Source organism: Bradyrhizobium sp. sGM-13 (assembly GCF_018398875.1).
Classification (GTDB): Bacteria; Pseudomonadota; Alphaproteobacteria; order Rhizobiales; family Xanthobacteraceae; genus Bradyrhizobium.
The window spans coordinates 181,782-201,973 of sequence record NZ_JAGWDK010000009.1 but is presented as its reverse complement, the minus strand read 5'-3'; the positions used below and the strand labels follow the sequence as shown (position 1 = coordinate 201,973).

At 61.6% G+C, this 20,192-nt stretch carries 31 protein-coding genes; 3 read left to right on the top strand and 28 right to left on the bottom strand.

What is annotated here, in order from left to right; translation table 11 throughout:
• Window positions 1–5: 5 nt before the first annotated feature.
• The 13 genes from KJQ96_RS16170 to KJQ96_RS16110 all read right to left on the bottom strand — a co-directional run bounded on the left by KJQ96_RS16170 (window position 6) and on the right by KJQ96_RS16110 (window position 7,381).
• A complete protein-coding gene (locus KJQ96_RS16170) occupies window positions 6–998 on the bottom strand; it encodes a tail fiber protein (RefSeq protein WP_213287593.1) in 993 nt (330 codons plus the stop codon).
• Complete coding sequence (locus KJQ96_RS16165; protein WP_213287592.1) at window positions 999–1,631, bottom strand: hypothetical protein; 633 nt, start codon at window positions 1,629–1,631, stop codon at window positions 999–1,001. It abuts the gene before it with no gap.
• A 3-nt stretch (window positions 1,632–1,634) separates the two neighbouring features.
• Window positions 1,635–2,096 carry a hypothetical protein gene (locus KJQ96_RS16160; RefSeq protein WP_213287591.1) on the bottom strand — a complete coding sequence of 154 codons (462 nt, stop codon included), beginning with the start codon at window positions 2,094–2,096 and terminating at the stop codon, window positions 1,635–1,637.
• A gap of 11 nt (window positions 2,097–2,107) precedes the next feature.
• On the bottom strand, window positions 2,108–2,296 hold the full coding sequence (locus tag KJQ96_RS16155) for a hypothetical protein (RefSeq protein ID WP_213287590.1): 189 nt from the start codon (window positions 2,294–2,296) through the stop codon (window positions 2,108–2,110).
• Window positions 2,297–2,302: 6 nt separating this feature from the next.
• Window positions 2,303–2,503, bottom strand: a complete 201-nt coding sequence (locus KJQ96_RS16150; protein ID WP_213287589.1) for a hypothetical protein — start codon at window positions 2,501–2,503, stop codon at window positions 2,303–2,305.
• Window positions 2,504–2,555: 52 nt separating this feature from the next.
• A complete protein-coding gene (locus KJQ96_RS16145) occupies window positions 2,556–2,999 on the bottom strand; it encodes a hypothetical protein (RefSeq protein WP_213287588.1) in 444 nt (147 codons plus the stop codon).
• A gap of 15 nt (window positions 3,000–3,014) precedes the next feature.
• Window positions 3,015–4,007 carry a hypothetical protein gene (locus KJQ96_RS16140; protein ID WP_213287587.1) on the bottom strand — a complete coding sequence of 331 codons (993 nt, stop codon included), beginning with the start codon at window positions 4,005–4,007 and terminating at the stop codon, window positions 3,015–3,017.
• 76 nt (window positions 4,008–4,083) lie between these two features.
• On the bottom strand, window positions 4,084–5,322 hold the full coding sequence (locus KJQ96_RS16135) for a hypothetical protein (protein ID WP_213287586.1): 1,239 nt from the start codon (window positions 5,320–5,322) through the stop codon (window positions 4,084–4,086).
• Entirely contained in the window at window positions 5,315–5,692 is a 378-nt protein-coding gene (locus KJQ96_RS16130) for a hypothetical protein (RefSeq protein WP_213287585.1), read from the bottom strand. Before KJQ96_RS16130 ends, KJQ96_RS16135 begins: the two co-directional genes overlap by 8 nt.
• 13 nt (window positions 5,693–5,705) lie before the next feature.
• A complete protein-coding gene (locus tag KJQ96_RS16125; protein ID WP_309142424.1) occupies window positions 5,706–6,083 on the bottom strand; it encodes a DUF1515 family protein in 378 nt (125 codons plus the stop codon).
• Window positions 6,080–6,463, bottom strand: a complete 384-nt coding sequence (locus tag KJQ96_RS16120) for a hypothetical protein (protein ID WP_213287584.1) — start codon at window positions 6,461–6,463, stop codon at window positions 6,080–6,082. Before KJQ96_RS16120 ends, KJQ96_RS16125 begins: the two co-directional genes overlap by 4 nt.
• A gap of 1 nt (window position 6,464) precedes the next feature.
• The gene (locus KJQ96_RS16115; RefSeq protein ID WP_213287583.1) at window positions 6,465–6,695 is read right to left on the bottom strand and encodes a hypothetical protein; all 231 of its coding nucleotides are present in this window, start codon (window positions 6,693–6,695) and stop codon (window positions 6,465–6,467) included.
• The gene (locus tag KJQ96_RS16110; RefSeq protein WP_213287582.1) at window positions 6,695–7,381 is read right to left on the bottom strand and encodes a hypothetical protein; all 687 of its coding nucleotides are present in this window, start codon (window positions 7,379–7,381) and stop codon (window positions 6,695–6,697) included. Before KJQ96_RS16110 ends, KJQ96_RS16115 begins: the two co-directional genes overlap by 1 nt.
• Here KJQ96_RS16110 and KJQ96_RS16105 point away from each other — a divergent pair.
• Entirely contained in the window at window positions 7,380–7,520 is a 141-nt protein-coding gene (locus tag KJQ96_RS16105) for a hypothetical protein (protein ID WP_213287581.1), read from the top strand. The two genes, KJQ96_RS16110 and KJQ96_RS16105, sit on opposite strands and share 2 nt — an antisense overlap.
• Window positions 7,521–7,561: 41 nt before the next feature.
• Here KJQ96_RS16105 and KJQ96_RS16100 read toward each other — a convergent pair whose 3' ends face one another.
• The 10 genes from KJQ96_RS16100 to KJQ96_RS16055 form a co-directional block, all read right to left on the bottom strand.
• Entirely contained in the window at window positions 7,562–9,856 is a 2,295-nt protein-coding gene (locus KJQ96_RS16100) for a hypothetical protein (protein WP_213287580.1), read from the bottom strand.
• Window positions 9,853–10,389 carry a hypothetical protein gene (locus tag KJQ96_RS16095; protein WP_213287579.1) on the bottom strand — a complete coding sequence of 179 codons (537 nt, stop codon included), beginning with the start codon at window positions 10,387–10,389 and terminating at the stop codon, window positions 9,853–9,855. The genes KJQ96_RS16100 and KJQ96_RS16095 overlap by 4 nt, the downstream gene beginning before the upstream one ends.
• A gap of 32 nt (window positions 10,390–10,421) precedes the next feature.
• A complete protein-coding gene (locus tag KJQ96_RS16090; protein ID WP_213287578.1) occupies window positions 10,422–10,697 on the bottom strand; it encodes a hypothetical protein in 276 nt (91 codons plus the stop codon).
• Window positions 10,698–10,700: 3 nt separating this feature from the next.
• The gene (locus KJQ96_RS16085) at window positions 10,701–10,871 is read right to left on the bottom strand and encodes a hypothetical protein (protein ID WP_213287577.1); all 171 of its coding nucleotides are present in this window, start codon (window positions 10,869–10,871) and stop codon (window positions 10,701–10,703) included.
• A 2-nt stretch (window positions 10,872–10,873) separates the two neighbouring features.
• Window positions 10,874–12,649, bottom strand: coding sequence for a hypothetical protein (locus tag KJQ96_RS16080; RefSeq protein ID WP_213287576.1), 1,776 nt, complete (start codon window positions 12,647–12,649; stop codon window positions 10,874–10,876).
• Window positions 12,639–13,379 (bottom strand): hypothetical protein, encoded by a 741-nt coding sequence (locus tag KJQ96_RS16075; protein ID WP_213287575.1) that lies wholly within the window; start codon window positions 13,377–13,379, stop codon window positions 12,639–12,641. Before KJQ96_RS16075 ends, KJQ96_RS16080 begins: the two co-directional genes overlap by 11 nt.
• A complete protein-coding gene (locus tag KJQ96_RS16070; RefSeq protein WP_213287574.1) occupies window positions 13,376–13,561 on the bottom strand; it encodes a hypothetical protein in 186 nt (61 codons plus the stop codon). The genes KJQ96_RS16075 and KJQ96_RS16070 overlap by 4 nt, the downstream gene beginning before the upstream one ends.
• Window position 13,562: 1 nt before the next feature.
• Window positions 13,563–14,075: a dual specificity protein phosphatase gene (locus KJQ96_RS16065; RefSeq protein WP_213287573.1), complete on the bottom strand. Its 513-nt coding sequence runs from the start codon at window positions 14,073–14,075 to the stop codon at window positions 13,563–13,565.
• A gap of 109 nt (window positions 14,076–14,184) precedes the next feature.
• Window positions 14,185–14,403 carry a hypothetical protein gene (locus tag KJQ96_RS16060; RefSeq protein ID WP_213287572.1) on the bottom strand — a complete coding sequence of 73 codons (219 nt, stop codon included), beginning with the start codon at window positions 14,401–14,403 and terminating at the stop codon, window positions 14,185–14,187.
• 290 nt (window positions 14,404–14,693) lie between these two features.
• Window positions 14,694–15,077 (bottom strand): hypothetical protein, encoded by a 384-nt coding sequence (locus KJQ96_RS16055; protein ID WP_213287571.1) that lies wholly within the window; start codon window positions 15,075–15,077, stop codon window positions 14,694–14,696.
• A gap of 535 nt (window positions 15,078–15,612) precedes the next feature.
• Between KJQ96_RS16055 and KJQ96_RS16050 the strand changes: the two genes are divergently transcribed.
• Together KJQ96_RS16050 and KJQ96_RS16045 are read left to right on the top strand one after the other, a co-directional pair.
• A complete protein-coding gene (locus tag KJQ96_RS16050; protein ID WP_213287570.1) occupies window positions 15,613–16,476 on the top strand; it encodes a hypothetical protein in 864 nt (287 codons plus the stop codon).
• 2 nt (window positions 16,477–16,478) lie between these two features.
• Window positions 16,479–16,829: a hypothetical protein gene (locus KJQ96_RS16045; protein WP_213287569.1), complete on the top strand. Its 351-nt coding sequence runs from the start codon at window positions 16,479–16,481 to the stop codon at window positions 16,827–16,829.
• A 119-nt stretch (window positions 16,830–16,948) separates the two neighbouring features.
• On the opposite strand, the gene KJQ96_RS16040 is transcribed toward KJQ96_RS16045, so the two are convergent.
• The 5 genes from KJQ96_RS16040 to KJQ96_RS16020 all read right to left on the bottom strand — a co-directional run bounded on the left by KJQ96_RS16040 (window position 16,949) and on the right by KJQ96_RS16020 (window position 20,166).
• Complete coding sequence (locus KJQ96_RS16040; protein ID WP_213287568.1) at window positions 16,949–17,176, bottom strand: hypothetical protein; 228 nt, start codon at window positions 17,174–17,176, stop codon at window positions 16,949–16,951.
• Window positions 17,177–17,360: 184 nt separating this feature from the next.
• Window positions 17,361–17,597 carry a hypothetical protein gene (locus KJQ96_RS16035; RefSeq protein WP_213287567.1) on the bottom strand — a complete coding sequence of 79 codons (237 nt, stop codon included), beginning with the start codon at window positions 17,595–17,597 and terminating at the stop codon, window positions 17,361–17,363.
• Window positions 17,594–18,448 (bottom strand): hypothetical protein, encoded by an 855-nt coding sequence (locus KJQ96_RS16030; RefSeq protein ID WP_213287566.1) that lies wholly within the window; start codon window positions 18,446–18,448, stop codon window positions 17,594–17,596. The genes KJQ96_RS16035 and KJQ96_RS16030 overlap by 4 nt, the downstream gene beginning before the upstream one ends.
• A gap of 43 nt (window positions 18,449–18,491) precedes the next feature.
• A complete protein-coding gene (locus KJQ96_RS16025; RefSeq protein ID WP_213287565.1) occupies window positions 18,492–19,313 on the bottom strand; it encodes a hypothetical protein in 822 nt (273 codons plus the stop codon).
• Window positions 19,249–20,166, bottom strand: a complete 918-nt coding sequence (locus KJQ96_RS16020; protein ID WP_213287564.1) for a YdaU family protein — start codon at window positions 20,164–20,166, stop codon at window positions 19,249–19,251. Before KJQ96_RS16020 ends, KJQ96_RS16025 begins: the two co-directional genes overlap by 65 nt.
• Between the last annotated feature and the right edge of the window lie 26 nt (window positions 20,167–20,192).

Below are 20,192 nucleotides of genomic sequence, written 5' to 3'. Positions count from 1 at the left end.
GCAACTCAAAGGTTGATGCATACGAGGACGCCCGCGCTCTCGGGCCGGGCTTCGGTGCCGTCTGCCGACCCGGTTGAGGTCGTAAAGGAATAGGTGTGCGTGTGGGTGGCGCTCTTGCCGGAGGTCGTGCCTGAATAGCTGTGCGTATGGTTGGCGCTTTCGGCCCCGGTGTTTGTCGTATACCCAGCCGAGCCGCCATCATAGACGGGGAAGCTGCCGCCACCAGTGGTGGTGTTCGACCCGCTCGGGCGAACTTCGGTGTGGGTATGGTTCGCACTCTGCGTACCGGTGCTGCCGGAATAGGTATGGGTATGGTCTGCGCTCTCGGTGCTGGTGGTTCCGCTTCCGGTATGGGTGTGCGACTTGTTCTGGCTCGCCTGATAGGTGCCGACCGCGATGCTGCCGCCCGCCGCGCGTAGGAAGCGGTTGGTGTCGGTCAGGTTCGGCAGCCCCGCCGTAGTGAGGCCATTTCCAGCGCCCCAGGTGGTGCCGATCTTGGAGTAGAGGTTCGGATGGTCGGCGCGGACGTAAGTGCCACCCGAACAGGCCATCGTCCCGGGAGGAGCTGTCGGTCCTCCATGAAGGATGAAGTTTCCGATCTCCTTATCGTCGAGGCGGTAGATATGGTCGTCGCCGTCGCAGACGATGTCTTTGTGCGTGCCCTGCGGGATCTCGATGGCATCGCCGCTGGCCGTCTTCATCAGCAGGACGAAGCTGCCGGTGGTGTTGTTGAAGATGCGCCAACGCTTCTTGGTGTTGTCGATCGTCACTGTGCAGTTCGAGGTCAGGGTGCCGTCGAACTCGATCATCGCCGAGCGGTGCTCGGCAGCAGTCAAGCTCTCCGCGCCGCCCGTCACGGTGATGGTGGTGTACTCCGCGATGGCTGCTTCGAGATAGGCGAACACGAAATCGTTGAGGTTGCTGCCCCACGAATTGTTGTTGTTCCCGGTGCCCTGCATCAGCAGGCCGAGCAGGGAGGAACTGAAATCTGCGGGCATTTATTCGACCTCTACCTCGAACTCGACGCCGCGGTAGCTGAGATCGCTTTCCTCGTTCGTCTTCTTGATCAAGGCATCCAATAGCGTCAGGTTGGTCTGATACTTCGCCATGTTCGACATGAAGTCGTAAGCCTGGGTGAGGCAGGCCACGCGAAGCAAATGCGGGTAGCGCTTGGTCAGGAAGTTAGTTTCGTTGGACGCCGACAGATCCGCCGGGGTCTTGAAGCCAACGAGTTTCAATGTCGCCGCCGACTCGTATTTGTATTCGAATTGAAGCTTCTCGCCGAAGATGGCGTAGCGGGTCGGGATGCCGGACATAAGAGAACCGTTCTCGTAGATCCGGGCCTTCACCAGCTTGTCTTCGGTACGCAGCCGCAGGTCGATGTTGTTGGTGGCGTCCTTGAGCGCGATCGGGTCAAGGAAACCTTCCGGCAAGGCGACGTAGATATCCCCCTGTGCGAGAGCGAGGTTATCGAACTCGAACCTCATCTCTCGCACGCGGAGGGTCTGGTAGATCAGCGCCTGCGCTTCCAGCACCACCTGTTCAGCATCCAGTTCGGAGTAATTGACCCAGCGCCGGATGCTGCCCGGGGTGCTCTTGGCCCCGATCAAGGTGGTGTAGTTTTGCGCCATGGATCAGGACTGCTTCGGACCGAGCTTGGTCGGAACGTCTTCCGGACCGCAGACGTTCTCCTCGAACACGAGGAACTCGGCGAGGTCGCGGTAGTTCGAGAAGACCTTGCTGTAGCGCTTCTTGGCCTCCTTGAAGATGGCGTGCTGCTCGTAGCGAACCTTGTCCTTCAACCACCCTTCGAAGTTGATCTCCGACCCCGCATTCGCGTCGTCGTCATCATCGTCCGTCGTGGTGTCGCTACCGGCCTCGACAGGCTCTTCCGCGGGCGCGTTGCCTGCGAGTTTGGCGAGCCGCTTCAGCTTTTTCTCGACCAGCGGGCGCTTGTCCTTCGACACCAGCTTGTCGACGAGGTTGCCCTGGTGATCGAATGGCAGTCCGTCCTGCTCAAAGAAGTGGGTGATGCCCTCGCCATGCACGGTCGCGTAGGCACGCGACCGATCCAGTTTCACTGTGGGAGCTGACATGCGGTCGTTCCTTACTTCACGTCCTGAACCGCAGACGAGCCCGAGAGCGAGTGCGAGAGGTTGTTCAGACCGCCACCCAGAGATTTGCCGCGGGCGTTCGGCACATCCATGCTCGAGTCGTCACGGCCGAAGCCGCGCTTGATGGTCTGGCCCCGCGCGCCCTTGACGCTTTCAACGGTGCCGCTGGATTCGTTCTTCATGTGATTTCAGTCCTCGACGTTGCGGGGCCACTCGGGAGTGGCTTGTCCGACAGGTGGGCAATAGCCGGTCTCGCGATCGGCACGGGACAAGCGCGTGAAGCCGTCAAGGCCGGCATTGCCGGTCGTGTCGTCTTGGTAGCGCTTGACGGGGCGCGGGTCGTTGACCCGAACTGGCTGGTTGGGGCGACGCCCGTAGGGAAAGAACATTCCGGTCTCCCTCAAAGGTGAAAAGCCCCGGATCGCTCCGGGGCCCCTCTTGTTAGAACCACTCGATCCGCACGCGGTGATAGCCGGTGCCGGCGGGGGTACCGCCGACGCCAGCGACGCCGGTGATGAAGAACGGCGTGTCCGCCGGGATGTACGTCGTTTCCAGCCGCACATGCCCGGAGAAGTCGTTGGATACGGGCGGGTTGCCGTTGCCCTCGACCAGCGACCGCGCCCGCTTCGGCGTTGCCGCCGCGGTGAGGCCGGTGCCAACAGCGGTACCGAGACGCCAGCGGGCGTACTCCGCCGAGCCCTGCGTTGCGCCAACGGCGACCTCGGGAACGGCGGTGGTGCCGACGGCATCGGCCGTCAGGAAGACTTCGATGTCGCGAACGACACCGCGCTTGCCCGGAGGGCTGATGTACTTCTTGGAGGCCGTTACGGCACCGAAAGCGCCGGTCGCGGACTCGTAAACCTCGACGATCGGTTGATCATACATTGCTCTGTTCCTCCGTTACTGCGCCGAGTCCCACATGACGATGCGCGAGTTGGTCGCGTCGTCATGCACGATCCCGAAGCCGCCAAGGTAGTACCAGGCGATGGCCTTCGACCGACCGAAGTCGCTCGGGATCTTCGCGCGGATTTCCTCGGGAATGCAGTAGGCTTCCGCGACGCGGTCTGCGCCGAAGAAGAACGCCCAGCTCGAGAGACCATTGTTCCAGGCGTCAGCGGTGCTGCTCCACGGATCGAAGGTCGTCGAGTCTGCCGCACCGCCCTTCGGGATGAAGTTCTGCTCGATGAAGCGAGTGCCTTCGTACCGGCCGATCTCACCGGTGTAGATGTGCGACAAACCAGTCTCGGTGTACTGGTTGATCGCCTCTAGCGAGTTCTTGAAGGTGCGGAGCGAGGTGACGTGGGTGATGCACCCATAGTCATCGCCGCGAGCGGTCGGGATATTCCGCTCCTTCATCATGTCGACGATCGCTTTGACGTGACCGGTGCCCATCGCCAGATTGTTGGTGGTGGAGCAAGTGCCGTTCGTGTCGAGCGTAACCGCCGTGGTCGAGGTGCCGCCGGTCGGAGCGACCCGCAGCAGGGTGTTCTTGAACTGCAAGAACGCCTCGATGTCGAAATACTTTCGAGCATCGTCCTTCAAGGTCTGGTCGATGATCGACGTGACCTCGTGCTTCGCCAGCGCCTGCAGAAGGCCGGTGTAAGGAACGCTGTTGCCAGCTTCCACAACCGAAAGGCTCTTCTGAGCGACGGTGAAGCCGGACTCCGGGATGGGTCCGGTTTCCGAAAGGCGCCGGCCCTGAGTCTGGATGTTGGAATAAACATCCCAATAGAACTTGGCGCCGCGGTGAAGTCCCTTATCTACGGCGTCTTTCGCGTCGCAGAGTTGTCGGAACTTGGTGAGAGGCTGCAACTGCTGGCGGATCACGTCCGACAATTCGTCGGAGTACATGTAGCCGCCTTCCGCTGCAACGCTCCAAAGCTGTCCAGCCATGGTATTGCGTCCTCATTTTATGAGGCGCGTTCGTGTGCTCCTTTGCGTCAGATCGTTCGTGAGAAGGGGAGGTTGGTTACACTGCTTGCCCGCGAGCAATCTGCGCTTGCCTGACGGCATCGTGCCGGGACTTTGGTCCCTGCTGTGTCGGTTGCGTCAGGGCAGGCTGCACATTGGCGCGCGTGGGTTGGTGGGGTATAGCCATTCGCCTGGCATCGCGGTTGAGGTTGACGTCAACGCGCGGTTCGGGCTTCGGCTGTGGTGATGGTTCGGTCCTCGGAGTACCCCGAAACTCGCGCAGGCTCGTCGCTGCATCTTCGAGCAGCTTGGAAACGGTCCTGACGGGATGACCTTGCAGCTTGTAATGGCGATGGTGGTTCGCCAGATGCGTGGGGTCAGTCGGGATTTTCTCTTCGGGCACTCCGATTTTGAGAAGATCGTCGCGGTACCCGTCGAGCAATTCGGCTCGGATGAACTTCGTTGCGCGGGGGTCCGCCGCCAGTTCGGCGTTCTTCTTCACAAAGTCGTCGTGGGCGAGCAGGTCATTGGCCACGTCCTGCTGGACGCGGTCATTGACTGTCACCTGTTTGACGGCGTCGGTCACGATATCCGCGATGGTGGAGCGGAGTTTCGGGCCTACTTCCTTCGGGTCGCCATACTGCAATTGCTCGACGATCTCGGCGACGGGGTCAGCGGGGTGTTGCTGGCTGTCGGGATTGTCTTGCTCAGTGGCGAGGGGCGCGGGTTGCGGTGCGTCGGGGTGTTGACGGGAGACCTGCACCCGCTTGGTGGTCTCCAAAACTTGTTTCGTCTCTTCGAGATAGGACTGTCCGGCAGCGCCGATTTGCGCTAGCCGCGTAAGCTGTTCGTCGCTCAGGTTCGAGACGTCCTCGTCGCCGGCAACAACCTTTGCCATCTTCACGGCTTCGTCGCGCTCGACTTCGCGCTCTTCACCGCGAACCTTGAGTTTCATCTTGCGCGGAGCCTGTGGCTCGGGGGCCGGCGGCGGCTCGGGCTGCCGCTGGTCGGCCGCTACCTGGCCGTATGTCTGCGACGGGTGGATGAAATCCCCGGTGGTCTCGACAGGCGGCTCCTTGTCGGCGCGCAGCTTCTTGAAGCGCTCGGCGATCGCGCTGCGGCCGCCGTCCTGAATGGACTCTTCCTTCGGCTCCTGCGGCGGCGGGGCAGGCGGCTCGCCGCCGCTCGGCGCAGGCGCCAGATCCTGCTGCTGGACCTGGCTGTCCTCGATCTGGCTGTTATGGACCTCGATCTGGTCCTGCGGCTTCTGCTCTTGCTGCTCGGTCGGCTTAGTCATCGTGGGTTCCTTCGGTTGGGATTCCGAGTTGGGCGGCGTCCTCGTCGGAGAGGATCAGTTCGCGGGCTTCCTGCATCTGCAGGGCGCCCAATTCGCGATCGGCCTCTGGGCCGTCGATCAGCATCTGCTTGAGCCAGCGCACCATGTCGTCGAACCGCGTGACCTCGTTCTGCAGGGCTCGGATGGCTTTCGGGTCTTCCGCATCGACGTCGACCAGGGCGGCGAGGGCCTCGGCGGCCTGCTCCTTGGCGGTGTGCAGCACCACGAGGAGGGGTTCGCTCTTGAGCTTCGAGAGAAGCTGCGCCTCAAGGTCGATTGATAGCCTTGACGTGCGCCGGAGGGCAGCGGCGTAGACCGGATCAATGGGCATCAGTCCACCCGATTTAGTGAATAGGTGTCTTCGGGCTGACGTTGATCCAGTTGGACAGAATCCAGCCGAACCCACCGCTCATGAAAACGGCTATGCCCCAAAGAACTTTACCGAACATGCTCGCACCGACAGCCCGCTCTTTGGCTGTTTCGAACGCCTCAACCGAAGGCTTGATCTCGGTAATGTCCTTAATGGCGGCTTCCACCTTGCCGGCGAGAACGGAGACTTTCTCGCTTAGGGCGTCGAACTTTTGATGCAGATCCCGGCGCCCCTGGGAAGCCTGGATCTCCTGAGACTGCCATGTCGATACCAGTGTCTTCACTGTGGACTCGAGCCCACCAATCGAGCGGCTCATCTCCCGAAGCGCGGCTTGGGTGTCGGGATCGCTCACCTCTTGATGATCCGCGCGATGTTCTCAAAGCCGCGCTTCGCGAAGTAAAAGCTAACGACTAGATTGGACGTGACCGCCGCAAAGCCCGCGAGGGGATCGGTTGTGCCCAGGCCGAGAACCTTATCCCAGATGAGCAATTTTCCAAAGTAGATCGCGACGAAGTAACCCATCAGCTTGTCGGGCTCATACCAGTGCCCGATCTCGGCGATGCGATACTGCATGATCGCGTTGGTTTCGGAGACCTGCGCCGCAATCTCGGCAGATGCCGTTTCGCTAGCGATCTTTTCCGAGGTGTTGCCGGCCGCAAGCCTGGCCTTGTAGCCGTCAATCAGGCCCTTGATAACCGGACCACCGATGAAGCTGATGATGGTCATCCACATTTTAGAGCGTCCGGCGTCGTGCGATTTCAGTCATGACCCCGGCGATGGCGACGGCGCAGAGCATCTTGAAGGCGTCCTTCAGCGTCATCGAAGTCAGTTGCGTGAAATCGTATCCAGAGAACGCCGCAATGATACCGGCAGCCAGAACGCCGCCGACGTACTGGATGCGGGCCCAGAGGATCGTCAGTGAATTCTTGAACCATGCCTTAAACTTGTCCAGCCACGTAATCATCATTTCCTCCTGAAGAGACGTGCGAAGATGTTGGCGATGAATGCACCGATGGATCCCTTGGCGGGATTGGTGACAGAAGGAGCGACTGGCTTTTCGGTTGGGATCGGCGTCGTCTTGGGTGGTGTGATCCCAGTGAATGTGATTGTGGGATCGATCGTCATCATCGCCATCAACAGACCCGCGCAACCCGGCTGTTGATCGATATGGGTGGGATCGTAGACGCCATCGGCAACAAATTTGCCGGTGGTGTATTGATTGGTCCCGGCCCAGAGATAGGGCGAGGGCTTGCCGCGATTCACGTAGCCCGCACCGTTGTAGAGCTCCAAGTTCGCGAGAGCCCCGCCAAGGCTCCAGTCCTTCTTGCGGGCGAGGTAAGGCCCGCAGTTAACCAGCGCATCGACGGCGGCTTCTTCCCAACTATTGAAAGGCCCTCTGCCCTTTGGGACGTGGGTAGAGACGCGATTCCACGGATCGCCTTGGGCCAAGGAGCGCTGCCAGTTCTGTGAGCTCTCCCGCTGGTGGATGACGGCAATGACCCACCAGGGAACGCCTGTCATAGCTTCCACGGCTTTGTAGCGGACCTTTGAGGCCACCAGAGCCTTTGCTATGCCGGCAAAATTCCGCGTCAGCTTAGCATTTTCCCAGCGCGTTGCGTTCGCTGCCTTAAGCGCCACGAGATCAGTCATGTTGTGGGTCCTGTTCTGTTCAATCAATTGCTGCGAGCACGCGGGTGATGTCCTGCATGTCGCGCGCCTCGGCCGCCTCGCGCTCGACGGCCCCAATGTCCGGCAGGCGCGGCAATGGACACCGCTGCGTTGCCGCTGATGACGGCGCGGCCATTAAAGATCGAGATGTTTATCTAAACCTCACACCTGTGCGTGCTGTTGGTTTTGCGACAGGAGTGCAACGACCTGCTTGAGCAGATCGGCGATTTCCGCATGCTGGTCCGGGGCCTGTTCCTTGGCGGCAGGCTTTTCGGACTTTGCCTGGATCTGCTTCTCTTTGAGCTTGCGGTCCTCGGCGGAGTTTTCCTTGTTGTGCTGGAAACTCTCGCGCTCGGAGCGGACCTGATTGACCAGCTTGGCGCGGTCCATCTGTTGGCCGTGCACGAGGCCCGCGAAGTCCATCTTGGTGCGGACGCCGGTCTCCATGGCCTTGGCCTCATTGAGGTGGGCCGTGCTGCGGTTCTTCTCGGCTTCCGACTTGAGCTTGTCTGCCTGGGCGTCGATCGTCGGGTTCTGTTTCGGCTGCCCCTTCTTGATGAAGCGCTTGGCGCCGTCGCGATATCCGACGAGGCTAAAAATCTCGTTTGAGATTTCCTCAATGTTCGGCGTGACCTCGCCGGACTGAACCTGCGGGCTGTTGGCCCAGACCGGTGCGGCGATCTTGAGCGCGCCTGCAAAGTTCTGGAGCTTCTGCTGCGGGTTCGACGCGCCAAGCCCGGCATCGACGCGGACGGCGACCTGCTGCTCGAGCAAGCGGTCCGTGATCTGGTTGATGCCGTGCTTTTGCAGAAGCTGGGCGCGCTCGCCGCAGAGGCCGAGAATGACTTCGTCGGCCTCGTAATACTGTTCGAGCCGGACCAGTTGCCCCATGACCGGCTCCACCCACGTCTCGACCCAGACGCGCAGGTCGAACTCCTGCACCGAGTTGGCAGCCGACGAGATGAGGTTCAGCCCACCGACGGTCTCGTTGAGGCTGCGGTTGGTTTGCACCGAACCGGAATTGAATTGCCCCGCCTGGTCGTCGAAGTCGACGTTGAGGCGTTCCATCTCCGCGTAGGCAGAGGAGGGCACCTCTGGCGGACGGTCGAACTCGATGTCGTCCTTTTCGGTCCGCAGGATGGTGGTATTGGGCCCGCGCCGCTGGATCGCGCCAAGATCGACCTGCCGGCCGCGTTTGACGAACGTGATGGGCGAGACGTTCTGCTTGACCTGATCGAGCCGCAGGTTCGCGAGGTCGTTGATCTCCTGCTGCAGCGGCTGCCAAGCCTCCACATGCGACATCGGGAAGATGCGATGGCTTTCGAGGCTTCCGAGCCCAAGCACATAGGGCCGTTCACCGTCCTGCTCTGGATAGACTTCCCGGACCGGCATCGGATCGGTCAGGAACGCCTTGCTGCCGGCCGAATAGAAACAGACGTCCTCTTCGCCGACCCGCATGAACACTTCGTAGACCCAGATGACTTCGAACTCGCCGGGGCCGGTCGAGGACGGGTCCATGCGATCGAGGCCGCCTTCGCGCGCTGAGCGCGTGCCGGCTGCGCGGAGCTTCTGCTCGGCGCCTGCGCCGCGCAGGGTAGAGATATCGACGTTCTTCCACGGATTGCGCGGATCGTTCTGCTTCGCGCGGATCTCGTTGATCCGCATCGGATACTTGACGATCAGGTAGGCCGCGCTCTGGATCGGATCGAGCCAGCTTGCCGCGGGGTCGATGATGACGTTTTCCAGCGGGCACAGCACGCTATCCGGGCGGTCGACGATGGGGCTGTAGGTCTTGACCGTCCGCATGACGGGCTGACCGTCTTCCCCAACGAGGGGCAGACCATCCGGTCCGATCACCGGCTCCTGAGTGATCTTGGGCGCGAGCTCGAGCTTCCAATACTGCTTGGACAAGCACGCCGACATAATGAGCGTGTCCTGATGCGCGCCGATCGCCAGCCGGAACCACGGGATGGCCGCGCGGCCCGACGTGCGGTCGGTCCGGTAGTTGATGAGCTGCTGGATCAGTGCGGAGGAGGCGACCTGTTGGGGATCACCCTCGTTGCCTGGCGTGCAGTTGATCGTGTTGATGGTCGAGAACAGCGCCGCCGCGGCGCTGGCGTTGGCCTTGCGGACTGCGGAGCGGGTCTTGGGCCGGAAAATCTTCGAGCGGCCCTTATAGTCGTTCGAACGATACTTCGAGTTCGCCACATGCTGGTTGCGGAACGCCTTGTAGCTGGCGTCCCATGAACTCTTGATCTGGTCGAGCTGGAAGCGTCCGCCCTGCGTTTCGGCCTCGGCTACCAGCTTGAGCCAGTTGATTTCGTCGCCACCGGCCTCCTGCGGAGCTTGATCGTGTGGGGCCGAACCCGTCGCAGCCGCCTGGGCGCGCGCGTAGAGGTTCTGTTCCTGCTTCTGGAATCCGTCCTCTCCGGGGGGCTCGGTCCGAATGTCGGTCATGACGGCGCGTTACCGCCGTTCCTGACAGCCATCTTCTTCGCCGCGATGAAGGAGGCGACGTCGAGATTGGTGCGGGGGATGTTGAAGCGCTCTAGAATTTCGCCGCCAGCCCGGATAATCATCGCCGGCGTGATGTCCTCGGACAGCTTGAAAACGTACTTCCAGTCGTTGAGGAGGAGCGGGATGGTGATCCAGGCGATGCCCTGCTTGCTGTCGCAGTAGACCTCCCAGAAGTGGCCGCGGTACTGCGAGAAGAGAACGCGGGTGATCGCTTTGGCGACGGTCAGATCCCACTCGGCCTTGGTGTCGGTTTCCTCGGGCAGGAGGCCGGACCGGACGTAGCTCTGCTGCAACTCGATGTTGGGCTGGCCCCGGCCGCGATCGAGCAGATCGCGCCGTAGGGCGAACCGGCCCTCACGCCGCATCATGGCGTGGCGATCGGCTTCGCCGCTGCTCGCGAAGAACTTGTCAAAGGTCAACTGCCCGCGGGCGCTATCGCGCTCGGCGTGGCGGACACTCGGCATCATGTTCATTACTTGCCTTGCTGTGCGTCGTCCATGGCGCCTTAGGAAAAGGTCTCGACGAACGAGACGACTTGCTCGCCGTCACCAACGATGCCGAAGATGGCGACGGTGCTCCGCAGTGTGATGCTCGCTCCCTTGACGCCGGCCAGAAGCGCGCCCGTTGTGGTCTGGACGTTGGTGCCGCCAATCATCACATCGGTGGTTCCGTGATTGATGATGGTCACCTCCCGGCGATCCGGACGTGCGGGCAAGATTTGCGTCGCGGTGGTTCCAACGGGGACTTGGGCGGTCGATAAGCCGTTCGGCGTGGCTGCCATGAATCAATCCTCTGAGTACGGTCCGCGCGTTGCGGGGTTGCCCCGGAACGCCCGGCCATTGGAAAACTGGTATTCGATCTCGTTGCGCTTATCGCGCTCGAGGTCTGGGTCCTGGCGCAGCACGAGCACCTTCCAGGGGATGCTGATGCTCTTCGGCGGGAAGTAACGGGGCATGGTCAGGAATCCACATAGGCTGGCGGCTCAAGCGAGGCCGCTTCGTATTGAATGGCTGGCTTCGGCGAGAGGTCGTAGATGCGCGAGGCCGCGTCGATCAGGTCGTCCTTCGGCGAGAACGGGAAAAACATCGCCTCTTCCATGAACGCCCGCGTCAGGTCGTAGAGGTTCTTGTCCTCGTCGATCAGGCGGATCGGGTTCACGATGCGATAGTTCTGGCTGGTCGCTGACATGGCGCGGTGCTCTTTGAGCTCGCCCATCAGCGGCCGGTAGATGATCTGGCCGATGTTGTAGCCAGTGTTTTCGCCCCGGGCCTCGGCCTTCTTGGCTTCCTCTTCGGTCCAGATCGACCAAAGCGCGCGGCCATCCTTGCCGCCGATCTCCGGGTGGTAGACGATGCCGGGAAGGTAGAACCGGCCGTGGCTCATGTCCGGCTCGAGCCGCTCGACGCGATCGCGCTTGGAGTGACCGCCTTCGCGGGGCCAGTTCAGTTCGACAAGCTCGAACGCAACGCAGTCGCGCTCCTGCCAGTCCTTGATGACCTCGTCCTCGGTCTGGGCGCCGTAGCGCTCGTAGCCGACGATGATGACCTGCGTACCGATGGCATCGCGCCATTTGGTGTAGAGCCGCTTGAGATAGCCCCAGCGCTCCGTCAGGTTCATCCGGTGGCGGACGCCATCGAGCAGATACTTGTTGCCGGCGACATCGACGCCGATGACCGCGATAGCCGTGCGATCCGACGAGGCCGAGCGCCCCTTCGACGGGTCCACCATGATGTAGATGTTCATGATGGTCGGCCGGATCAGGTACGGCCGGAACATCGTCGACTTGAACATCGCCTCGTTGCCGGCGACCGGGTTCTGCAGCATCTGGGCCGAAACCGTCGACCGCTGCGTATTCTTGATCTCTTCCCAGCGCTCGCGCGAGAGAAAGACCGGCGTGCCTTTCAGCGTGCCGTCATCCGTCGCCGGATACTTCCGCGGCTTGAGCACGCGGCGTTCGAGCACGACGCCATAGGTGTCGGCGAACGAATAGCGGGTGCCTGGCATCCATTTGCGGACGCCTTCGTGGCTGCCCAGGTTGTCCGCCAGTTCCCAGGCTTCCGTGGTCTTGCGGATCATCTCCGGGTTGGTCACGCTCTCGCGCGTCACCATGTCGTCGTAGATGTGCAGGTCGTAGTGCCGCGACGTCGGCTGGCCGTCCACGAGGCCGTGGGCCTCGATGGTTGACTCCTTCGGGTTCGAACGCCGCTTGACGATGATGCCGCGATCCAGACCCCAGACCGGCGCTTCCTTGCGCGGCTCGTCCCACAGCACGTCCGGATAGACCTGCTTGAGGTAATCGTTGCGCTCGAACTCCTGCATGATCTGCGAGAGGAACGCCCGCGCAATCGGCTTGGTGTGCGAGAAGATCGCGATGGTGATTTCAGGATCCGTGAGGATTTCCTGAATGGCGCCGGCGAACGTGATGATCGTCGACTTGTAGTGAAACCGCGCCCACAGGTCGATGTGGCCGTCCGGATCAGCCTCGACCTCGCGGCAGCGGTTGAACAGCCACGGATGGACCGCGTCGACGCGCCGGCAGAGCCCGGTCAGCAGAAAGAAGCGGTCATTGATCCCGAGCAGCGCCCGCCCTCGAAGATCGAGCCCCGGGACGACCTCGGAATAGAACGCCAGCGTCTGATCGTAATCGAGATAGCGAAGGTCGTTGGTGATGAACCTCGCGAGAGCGTCGTTGGCGGCGGTCAGATACCTCGTGCCGCGGAGTTCATGCGGCATGTCGCTTCTTGAACGCGGCGAGACTATCTGCCAGCGGATCGTTCTGGCCTGGCGGGATGATCTCCGCGCCGCCAGCGTTGATCGTCTTCATCGCGCGGTCGCGCGCCGCGCCGATGCGATCGAACGGCTCACCAGCCGCGGCGAGGGACTCGGCCACGGCCAGTTGCAGCTTGCCGACGGCTTCCGGGGCCGATGCGATCAGGGCAGGGGCCAATTCAGCCAGCACGCCCTCGATGATGATGGCGGTGCGTAGCGTTTGCCGGGCGGCGGCGCTCAACAGGTGCTCGTCGCTCACGTCGCCCATGATGGCATCGCGCAGCTCTTTGAGCCGCTTACGGGCTTCCTGCTCATCCCGCTGACGCTGGGCCTCGGAATCGTCCGCCTTCGGCTGCTCGGCCTCCGGCTCCTCGTTGGGTTGCTCTGGCGGCGGAAGCGCCTTAAGCGCCGCGTTGACGATGTCCTCGGCGCTGGTGCGCGGGTCGCCTGTCAGCGCGGGCGCGGCGTCGTCGAGCTTCTCAGAGAGCCGGTCGCTGTCCGGCGGGCGGCCCTTGCGCGTGACCTTCTTCTTGGTCCACTTGCCCTCGGCCGCCCACTTGTTGATGGTCTTGTAGCTCGGCGTGACGTAGCCGGCGGCGACCAGCTTTTCGCGGACGCGCCGGCAGGACGGGTTGTCCATCTCCTCCCAAGTCGCCTTGGCGATCTCGGGCGTGGCAATCTTCTTCTCGGTCACCAGACGTTCCAAAGGAAGTAGGCGTAGTAGAACGCGAGGACTGCCGCGATCGCGAGCCCCGCGATCCGCTGCCAGCCGCCGCGCCGGATCAGCCAAGCCGATCCGATCGCCAGCACCACGGCCAACACGAACAAGGCAAAGAGCATGTAGGGCGCAGCAGCAACGAGGCGTTCGGAAACCATGTCACGCCGCCTTCTGGTTCGGCCAGTTGCGCAGCACATACTCCGCGATACCGTCAGCCGGTTCGTACTGCGGGTACGTCCACTGGAATGTGTGAATCGCGTCGGCAGCCTTGAGACGGGCGAACTGCGGATCGACCTTACCGAGATAGAGCAGGGCGATGCTCGGCGCCCGGGACTGCCCCTGATTGCAGTGCACCAGCACCTTCTTGCCGCCAGCGAGGTTGCTCGCAATGAACGAGAGCGCCGCGTCGATCACAGCCGGGTTTACGTACTGGACGTGCGGGACATCGACGAGGTTGAGGCAAAGCCGGTCGCCTCGGAACGCGAACAGATATTCGTCGTGATCCTTCGGCGCGCCGCGACCGATGTAGCCAAGCGCCTGGCGGTGATAGGGCTCCTTGCACGCATGAACGACGGCCCAGCCAGCCTTCGGCCCGTAAGCATAGTCAGAGAACACATGGTTCTCGTAGTCGAGTTGGTTGCCGACGAACAGGTTTGGATAAACCTCGATCATGTTGCACTCCGGGTTGAAGGGTAGACCCGCAAGGGCTGCGGCCTCCGGGGGCGGAGTTGAACCATTGCCCTTGCGGGTCGAGCAGCGTGGGGACGCTGAACTGCTCACGCTAAGCTTTGAACGGTGGCTTCTTGAGCCGGACCTTGACGTCGCCGGCGCAGATCCGCAGACCGACCTTGCGCGAGATGAGGGTGAGAGCGAGATCCATGTCGCCGGCGTGAAGCGCAGCGCGGATGCCGACGTTGGCCTTGTCGATCTCGGTTTGAATTGTTTCGGGCGTCCAGGCGCGGATCAGCGCGCCTCCGACCGGGAAGGCGAGAACCGCCATGTGATGCTCCAAGAAAAATGCCCACCACTCGGGATGAGCGGCGGGCAGTCAAGGGAGGAAACGACCAGCAGAAACGGGCCGTGTATCGGCTTGCGCCGATCTCGTTGGCCTTACGGCCGAATTACTTAAGGCGGAGGTGGGAATGCGCCTGCGTTGTCCCCCCAGCGGGGTGGCCGCATTCCCTTCTCTCTCCACGAGCATGGTGTGGGTGGTTGCGCGAACCACCGACCTCGGGTGCGCCCGCCGTGTTGTCTAGGGCAGCCCAGTGCCTTCTTGGCCCAGAGGCTTGCTCAAAACACCACTATACCGCCGGTCCTCTCGCACAGCCCCATACAGGAGTTGAGAATGACAACCGGATCGGTGCCGCCAGCGCGGCGTATGCAGTTGACGATGCAGGAAGCGACCCACGGCGACGACGCGCGGCGTCTCGCTGGCAGTTTGCGAGCCTGCGACGAGATCAGAAAGTGCGGAGTCGAAGAAACTGAGCCCGCACCTTGAGCCATATCGCTCAGCATTGAACTGTCCAAGGGTCTTCCTGCAGGGCTCGCTGTATCGGCGAACTGGCCGAAATACGGCGTGATCAGTCCAATCTTGATGGGCTGTTGCGCGCTCGCCGACGCCATCGCGACGAGCACGGTTGCCAGACCGGCAAGTCCGAGCAATGTCCTTCGCATGGGGCCTCCTTTGGAGTTTGAAGCGCCCCCCGGTGCCTCCCGTGGTTTCCGACAGAAGGATAGCACATCTCTATGGCGAGAGGGTGCTGCGTTACGGGATTTCCGTCCAACTATGTCGCAGATGGGTCATTCGCGACCGGCTTGGGCCAGCCTCGAGGCCGGCCGTGTCCGCTACGCCGCCGTGAGCGGAAGACACCTTCGTCATCGGCCGCTCCAAACGAAAAACCCGGCGACCTCGCGGTGCCGGGTGAAACCTGATTTCGGGCGAATCGCGCCGCCCTGACAAAATCGACCTTCCACGATTTGCAAAAATTTCGCAAGTGCCTGTGCTGCACGGGTTTGGGTAGTTCACAGCCAAATTCACAAATCAATAGCACTCGGCATCCGCTTTGGCGGCCGCCGCGAACCGGAATGCCGCTGCAAGTCACCAGGCTGATCAGAGCGTAGATGCCCCTAACGGTTATGATGGCTCCTTTCAATCTTGGTAAACTTATGGTAGCAACAAGTCGTCCGAGCTAGATTTGAGATACTTGCTATGACTTTTGATTATCCTGTGATTGCGATTATTCTTTCTAGCCTCTTTCTTTCATCATCAGCGCTCGCCAAATGCGACATCTCCAAGTTCGACAATTCGCCTCCGATAAAGATTATTGACAAGGTGAACAATGGCACCGTCTATTTTGAATGGTCATCGGACGTCGATGTGGATAAGGACCGCAGTTGGGTTTGGCATTACATAAGAAATGTAGGTGATCGCGGCTTGGGCTATAAATGGCCGAAGGCCGCACTTCGGCGGGCGCTTGGCAACCCATTAGAGCCGGGGGATATCGACTGTAATCGCTATCTTGTCACAGGGGCGACAGCTGTAGATGATAATGCGCCAATAACTTTTGGTACGAATGAAACGGTTCAGCGTGCCGCAGTATTTGCCGAGACGAAAAGCTCATCCGCTCAATCTTCGAGCTCCATCATTGAAACCAGCTATCGCACCTCATCGGGTGCTACAGTGGACGTGCGGATTGGAGTACATACTGGCAGGTACGACAACGATCGTTGGCAGTTGTTGATTGATCAGCAGGCACCGAACGTCGCTGTAGCAATTTCTTTGCCAAACGACATCGACCAATACGCCTTCCTTGCTCGGCAGCTCCAAGCCGATGGCCCTATCAAGTTTGATGCCAAGACATTGGCAGCTTTATATTCTGAGACGGAGTTGGAGGAGCGTCTTACCCGGCCATATCTCGTACTGCCGCGCCGAGACCGTCTTATTAAACATTTCGCCGTTTTGCCAGCTGGCAGGCTACGCGAAACTTCCTCGGACTTAATGCTGTTGGACGGCGATGCGCGTCCATTCTTTGCAACAACCGTTCGTCTACTGACACCAGATAACGCGCGTTGAATATGAAGGGGCTCGGCATCGCGGCGTTGTTTGGTTTTGTTTCCTTGATCCTAAGCTATGGCCTCTTCTTGCCCTCCGATCTGAAATCATTCAGCTTAATAGCTGCGGTCGCCTCGATGGCCGGGTATGCACTCGGTTCTCAATCGAGCAAAATTGTGGGATGGGGCCGCGTGCTCCTAGTAGTCTTTATGGCCACTGCGACGGCCGTCTGTGTTGTTACCTACACAATCCTCGTTCAGCGAGGCTCGGGCGAGCCGCTAGAAGTGACCTTTCTGGCGGTCCTACTGTTTGGGATATTCTTCCCCTTCACCTTCCTATTGCCTCTGGTCGGCGTTTCGGTCGGCAAATCCTAAACGACTGCCGTCGGGCACAGCCTTCATCGTGTGGATGGCGACGCGGCAGGTATCGACACCGTGCGCCATCGGCTTGCCGTCGTATGGCCAGTCCTGACAGGGGCCGTAGTAGAGGCTCATCAGGCCCCGAGATACCTCACCGCAGCATCGAGGGCACCCTTGAACGCGGTAGCCTCTTCCTCCGGCTGCATGGGCATCGCCTCGGTCGATACTGGCAGGGTGATGCTGAACGGCGGGCCCTTCTCGTGCTTGCGGACGCAGACGTGCAACTGGCCCTCGATTTCGTCGTCGATGATGAGATTGGGCGCGTGCTCGGCAGCGATCGCCTTCGCAGTGGCATAGTTCATCGGGTAGCTCCTTTCTTCTGCTTGGGTTTTGGTTTGTATTCGCCGCACCAGCCGCGCGAGAGATTGACGGGCGGCCAGGCGGACGAATTGGGCGGGAGAACGGCAGGCGGCATGCGGTGACACCAGCCGGTGTTGTCATCCTGCTCGTCGAGCGAGCAGAACTTGCAGGTCTCGCAGGACCGATTCACGATCGCACCACCCTCAAGCTGACACGGCGGACGGAATAGCCCCGCTTGCGTTTGATGTGGCGCCATAGTTGGACGTCGGTCATGTGCCCAAAGCGCTCCCGCGCCGAATGAAAGCCGCGATACTCGGCAATGACGCCCTCGATCACCTGCTTGCGGGTGAACGACATGCGGCCGTGGTGGATGTGGCCGTTGCTGAAGACGAGCGCCCAAGCGGTCTGTGCCTTGCCGCTCATGCGACTTCTCCCGTTTCGGCGTCGTGGATCTCAAGCAGGCCATGGACGGCGCAGGCGAGGCGTAGTTGCGCGTCCATCGCCTTGACGTCGAGGTGGCGCAGCGGCACTGGGATGGTGTGGTGATAGCGCCCATCCGAGCCGGTGATGCCGCGCGAGCGTTTCCAGTCCGGATTATCGACCAGACTGAAATGCGTCGGCTTCGATGCCCGCTCCATGAACCAGTGCATCAGGGCCTCGACGGCGGCATTGGCGAGCAGCGCGCCATCGTCGGCCCGCGGTTCGCTCTTGGTCCTCCTGGCTCGAGCCTCCTTGGTCAGCCCCATCTTGACCGCTACCGTGTGCAGGGTGCCGGCGAGGCCGGGTTTCAGAACGGGGTTGATCTCCTCGTTCTCGCAGCAGACGCGCTCGATCAGGTCGCGAAGCCGATCGTCCGGCATCCACGTCTGCAGCCTGTCGAACGCCTTGGTGGCACGCTTCAAGGCCCGCTGGTGACGCTTCAGCTCGTCGGGCAGCATGCGGTCGGTGTCGACGCCATCCTTCGAGCCAAAGCCACGCTGGTACGATGGCGAAGCCGCAGTGCGCCGCGGAATGCCCTTGAGACTTTCGTAGCGCCCGTAGATCTCGGCGATCCTGAAACCGGCGTCGACCTCTGCCTCCGCCAGCTCCTTGAACATGCCCATGCGACCGAGCACGGTAGCCAGGCGCGGATCAGCACCGAGCCTAACGCCATGCTCGCGGATCCTGAAAAAGATGACCGGCGCGACGCCTTGCTTGATCGCTCCGTTCGCCTTCCGCTCGGGCACGCGCCGCCCGCTCGGATCGTGAGGTTTCTTCGTCTTGACTGCCAACATTGTTCTTCCCATGACCCGCCCCCGGATCGGTTGAACGCAACGCTTACTGATCGTCCGGTGAAAACTCGTGGCGCGGCGGCGGCGCCGGCTTGCGGCGCGTGAGCTGCATGCCGGTAGACAGCGCGAGCGACATCGAGATCGTGATGCCGTGCTTGTTGGTCGGCGGCTCGAAGCCCTGCCGGATGTAATCCATGCGGCGGCTCATCTCCGCGTGATCGGCCCGCTTCTGCTCTTGCTTTTCGCGCTCGGCCTTGCGCTGCTCGCTCTCCTGCGGGTCCGGCGTGCCCATCCGCTCGTGAAACGCCTGCAGCGAGGCGGCGACGTGCGCCCGGCTTTCCGGCGTCGCGTTGTTGCGTGCCTCTTCGACCGGCGCCGTGAGCAGCAACGTCAGCTTGTCCCGCTCGGCGCGCGCCTGTACCAGCTTCTCGTCGGCGAGTTTGTGGATCGCCGGCGCCGACGGTGGGAAGTTCGGGTCCATGCCTGATGCACCGCCGCGGCGGATGTCGTCGCAAGCCTGCTCGATCGCCCAGGCGGGTAGGGCGGAAAGGAGCCGCGTGTAGTCGCGCACCATCTTGTCCGTGTCAGGGCGCGCGTAACCCATCAGCGCGGCGCTGAGGGCGCGTCCAATGCGTTTCAGGTCGGTCTCGCCGTTCGCCGGCAGCAGCGTCTTGCGCACGGTCGCCAGCCGATCCTTGAGCAAATCCTTCTCGGCGGGCGTCATTGCGCGCTGCAGGACGACGCGAGTGTCGTACCGCAAGATGGTGCTGGCGGCGCGATCAGCGACCAGCGTTGCGGCTGGATCAGGCGTCCAAGATGATCCCGGGGCCTGCGGCGAGGTCTTGGTCGGCAGTGTGGTCGTCTGCATCGGCTTTCCCATTCAGTTCACGGTCCAGTTCGAAGAAAATATCCCCAGCGGTTCGGCGCTCACGGCGTGGCTGGCCGGTGCTGCCCTGCGGCAGTGGGCGGGTCAGCTCAGCGTGCGCGTCCGCGATCGCCTGCTCGAAGTAGCGGAGGTTGTTCGGCGCCTTGTCGCGCTTCGCCATCACGCGCTCGATCGTCGCCACGATCAGGTCGGGTTGCCAACCGGAGGAGCGCCACTTGTTCGCGAAGTAGGTCGCGCCGACGGCCGACGGGTGGTGCTTGTCAAGGCCCTGGGCTTTCAGGATGCGATCGGTGAGGTCGAAATCGCCCTCGCTGAAAACCGATTTGCCCCGAGCAGCAGCAACAGCGGCCTTCTCTTCTGCTCTTGTCTTGTCTTCTCTGGTCTCTTCTTCTCTTCTCTTCTCTCTTAGGCTCTCTTGAGATTTGAGCGGCGCTTGATCCTCATCATTCTGGATCAATGGCTTATCGCCGTTGTCGGAAGCTTTCGGAGAGGTCTCGCGAGATTTGGCGGAGCGTTGGCGCGGTGTTCGTCCACCTTTCCCGGCGTTCTCGCGATTTTCGGCGACCTTTTCGAGTTCGAAATCGGCGCGAGAGTTGGCGAGACGGCCGTCGACGAGCGCGAGTTTCCCCTGATCGAGCAGCGCTTGCAGGTGCGACCGGAACGCCCGCGTGGACTGATTGCAGCGGCCGGCGATGCCCTTCTCGTTGAGCGCGATCGGGCCCTCGTTCAGGTAAATCAACTGGCAAACGACGTGATAGACGCGGTAGGGCCCATCATCGAGCCCTTCCGTGCCATCCATCCAGTCCGGGATATCGTGTTTGTACCAGGCGACCATCTTCACAGTTCACAAGCCAGAGGTTC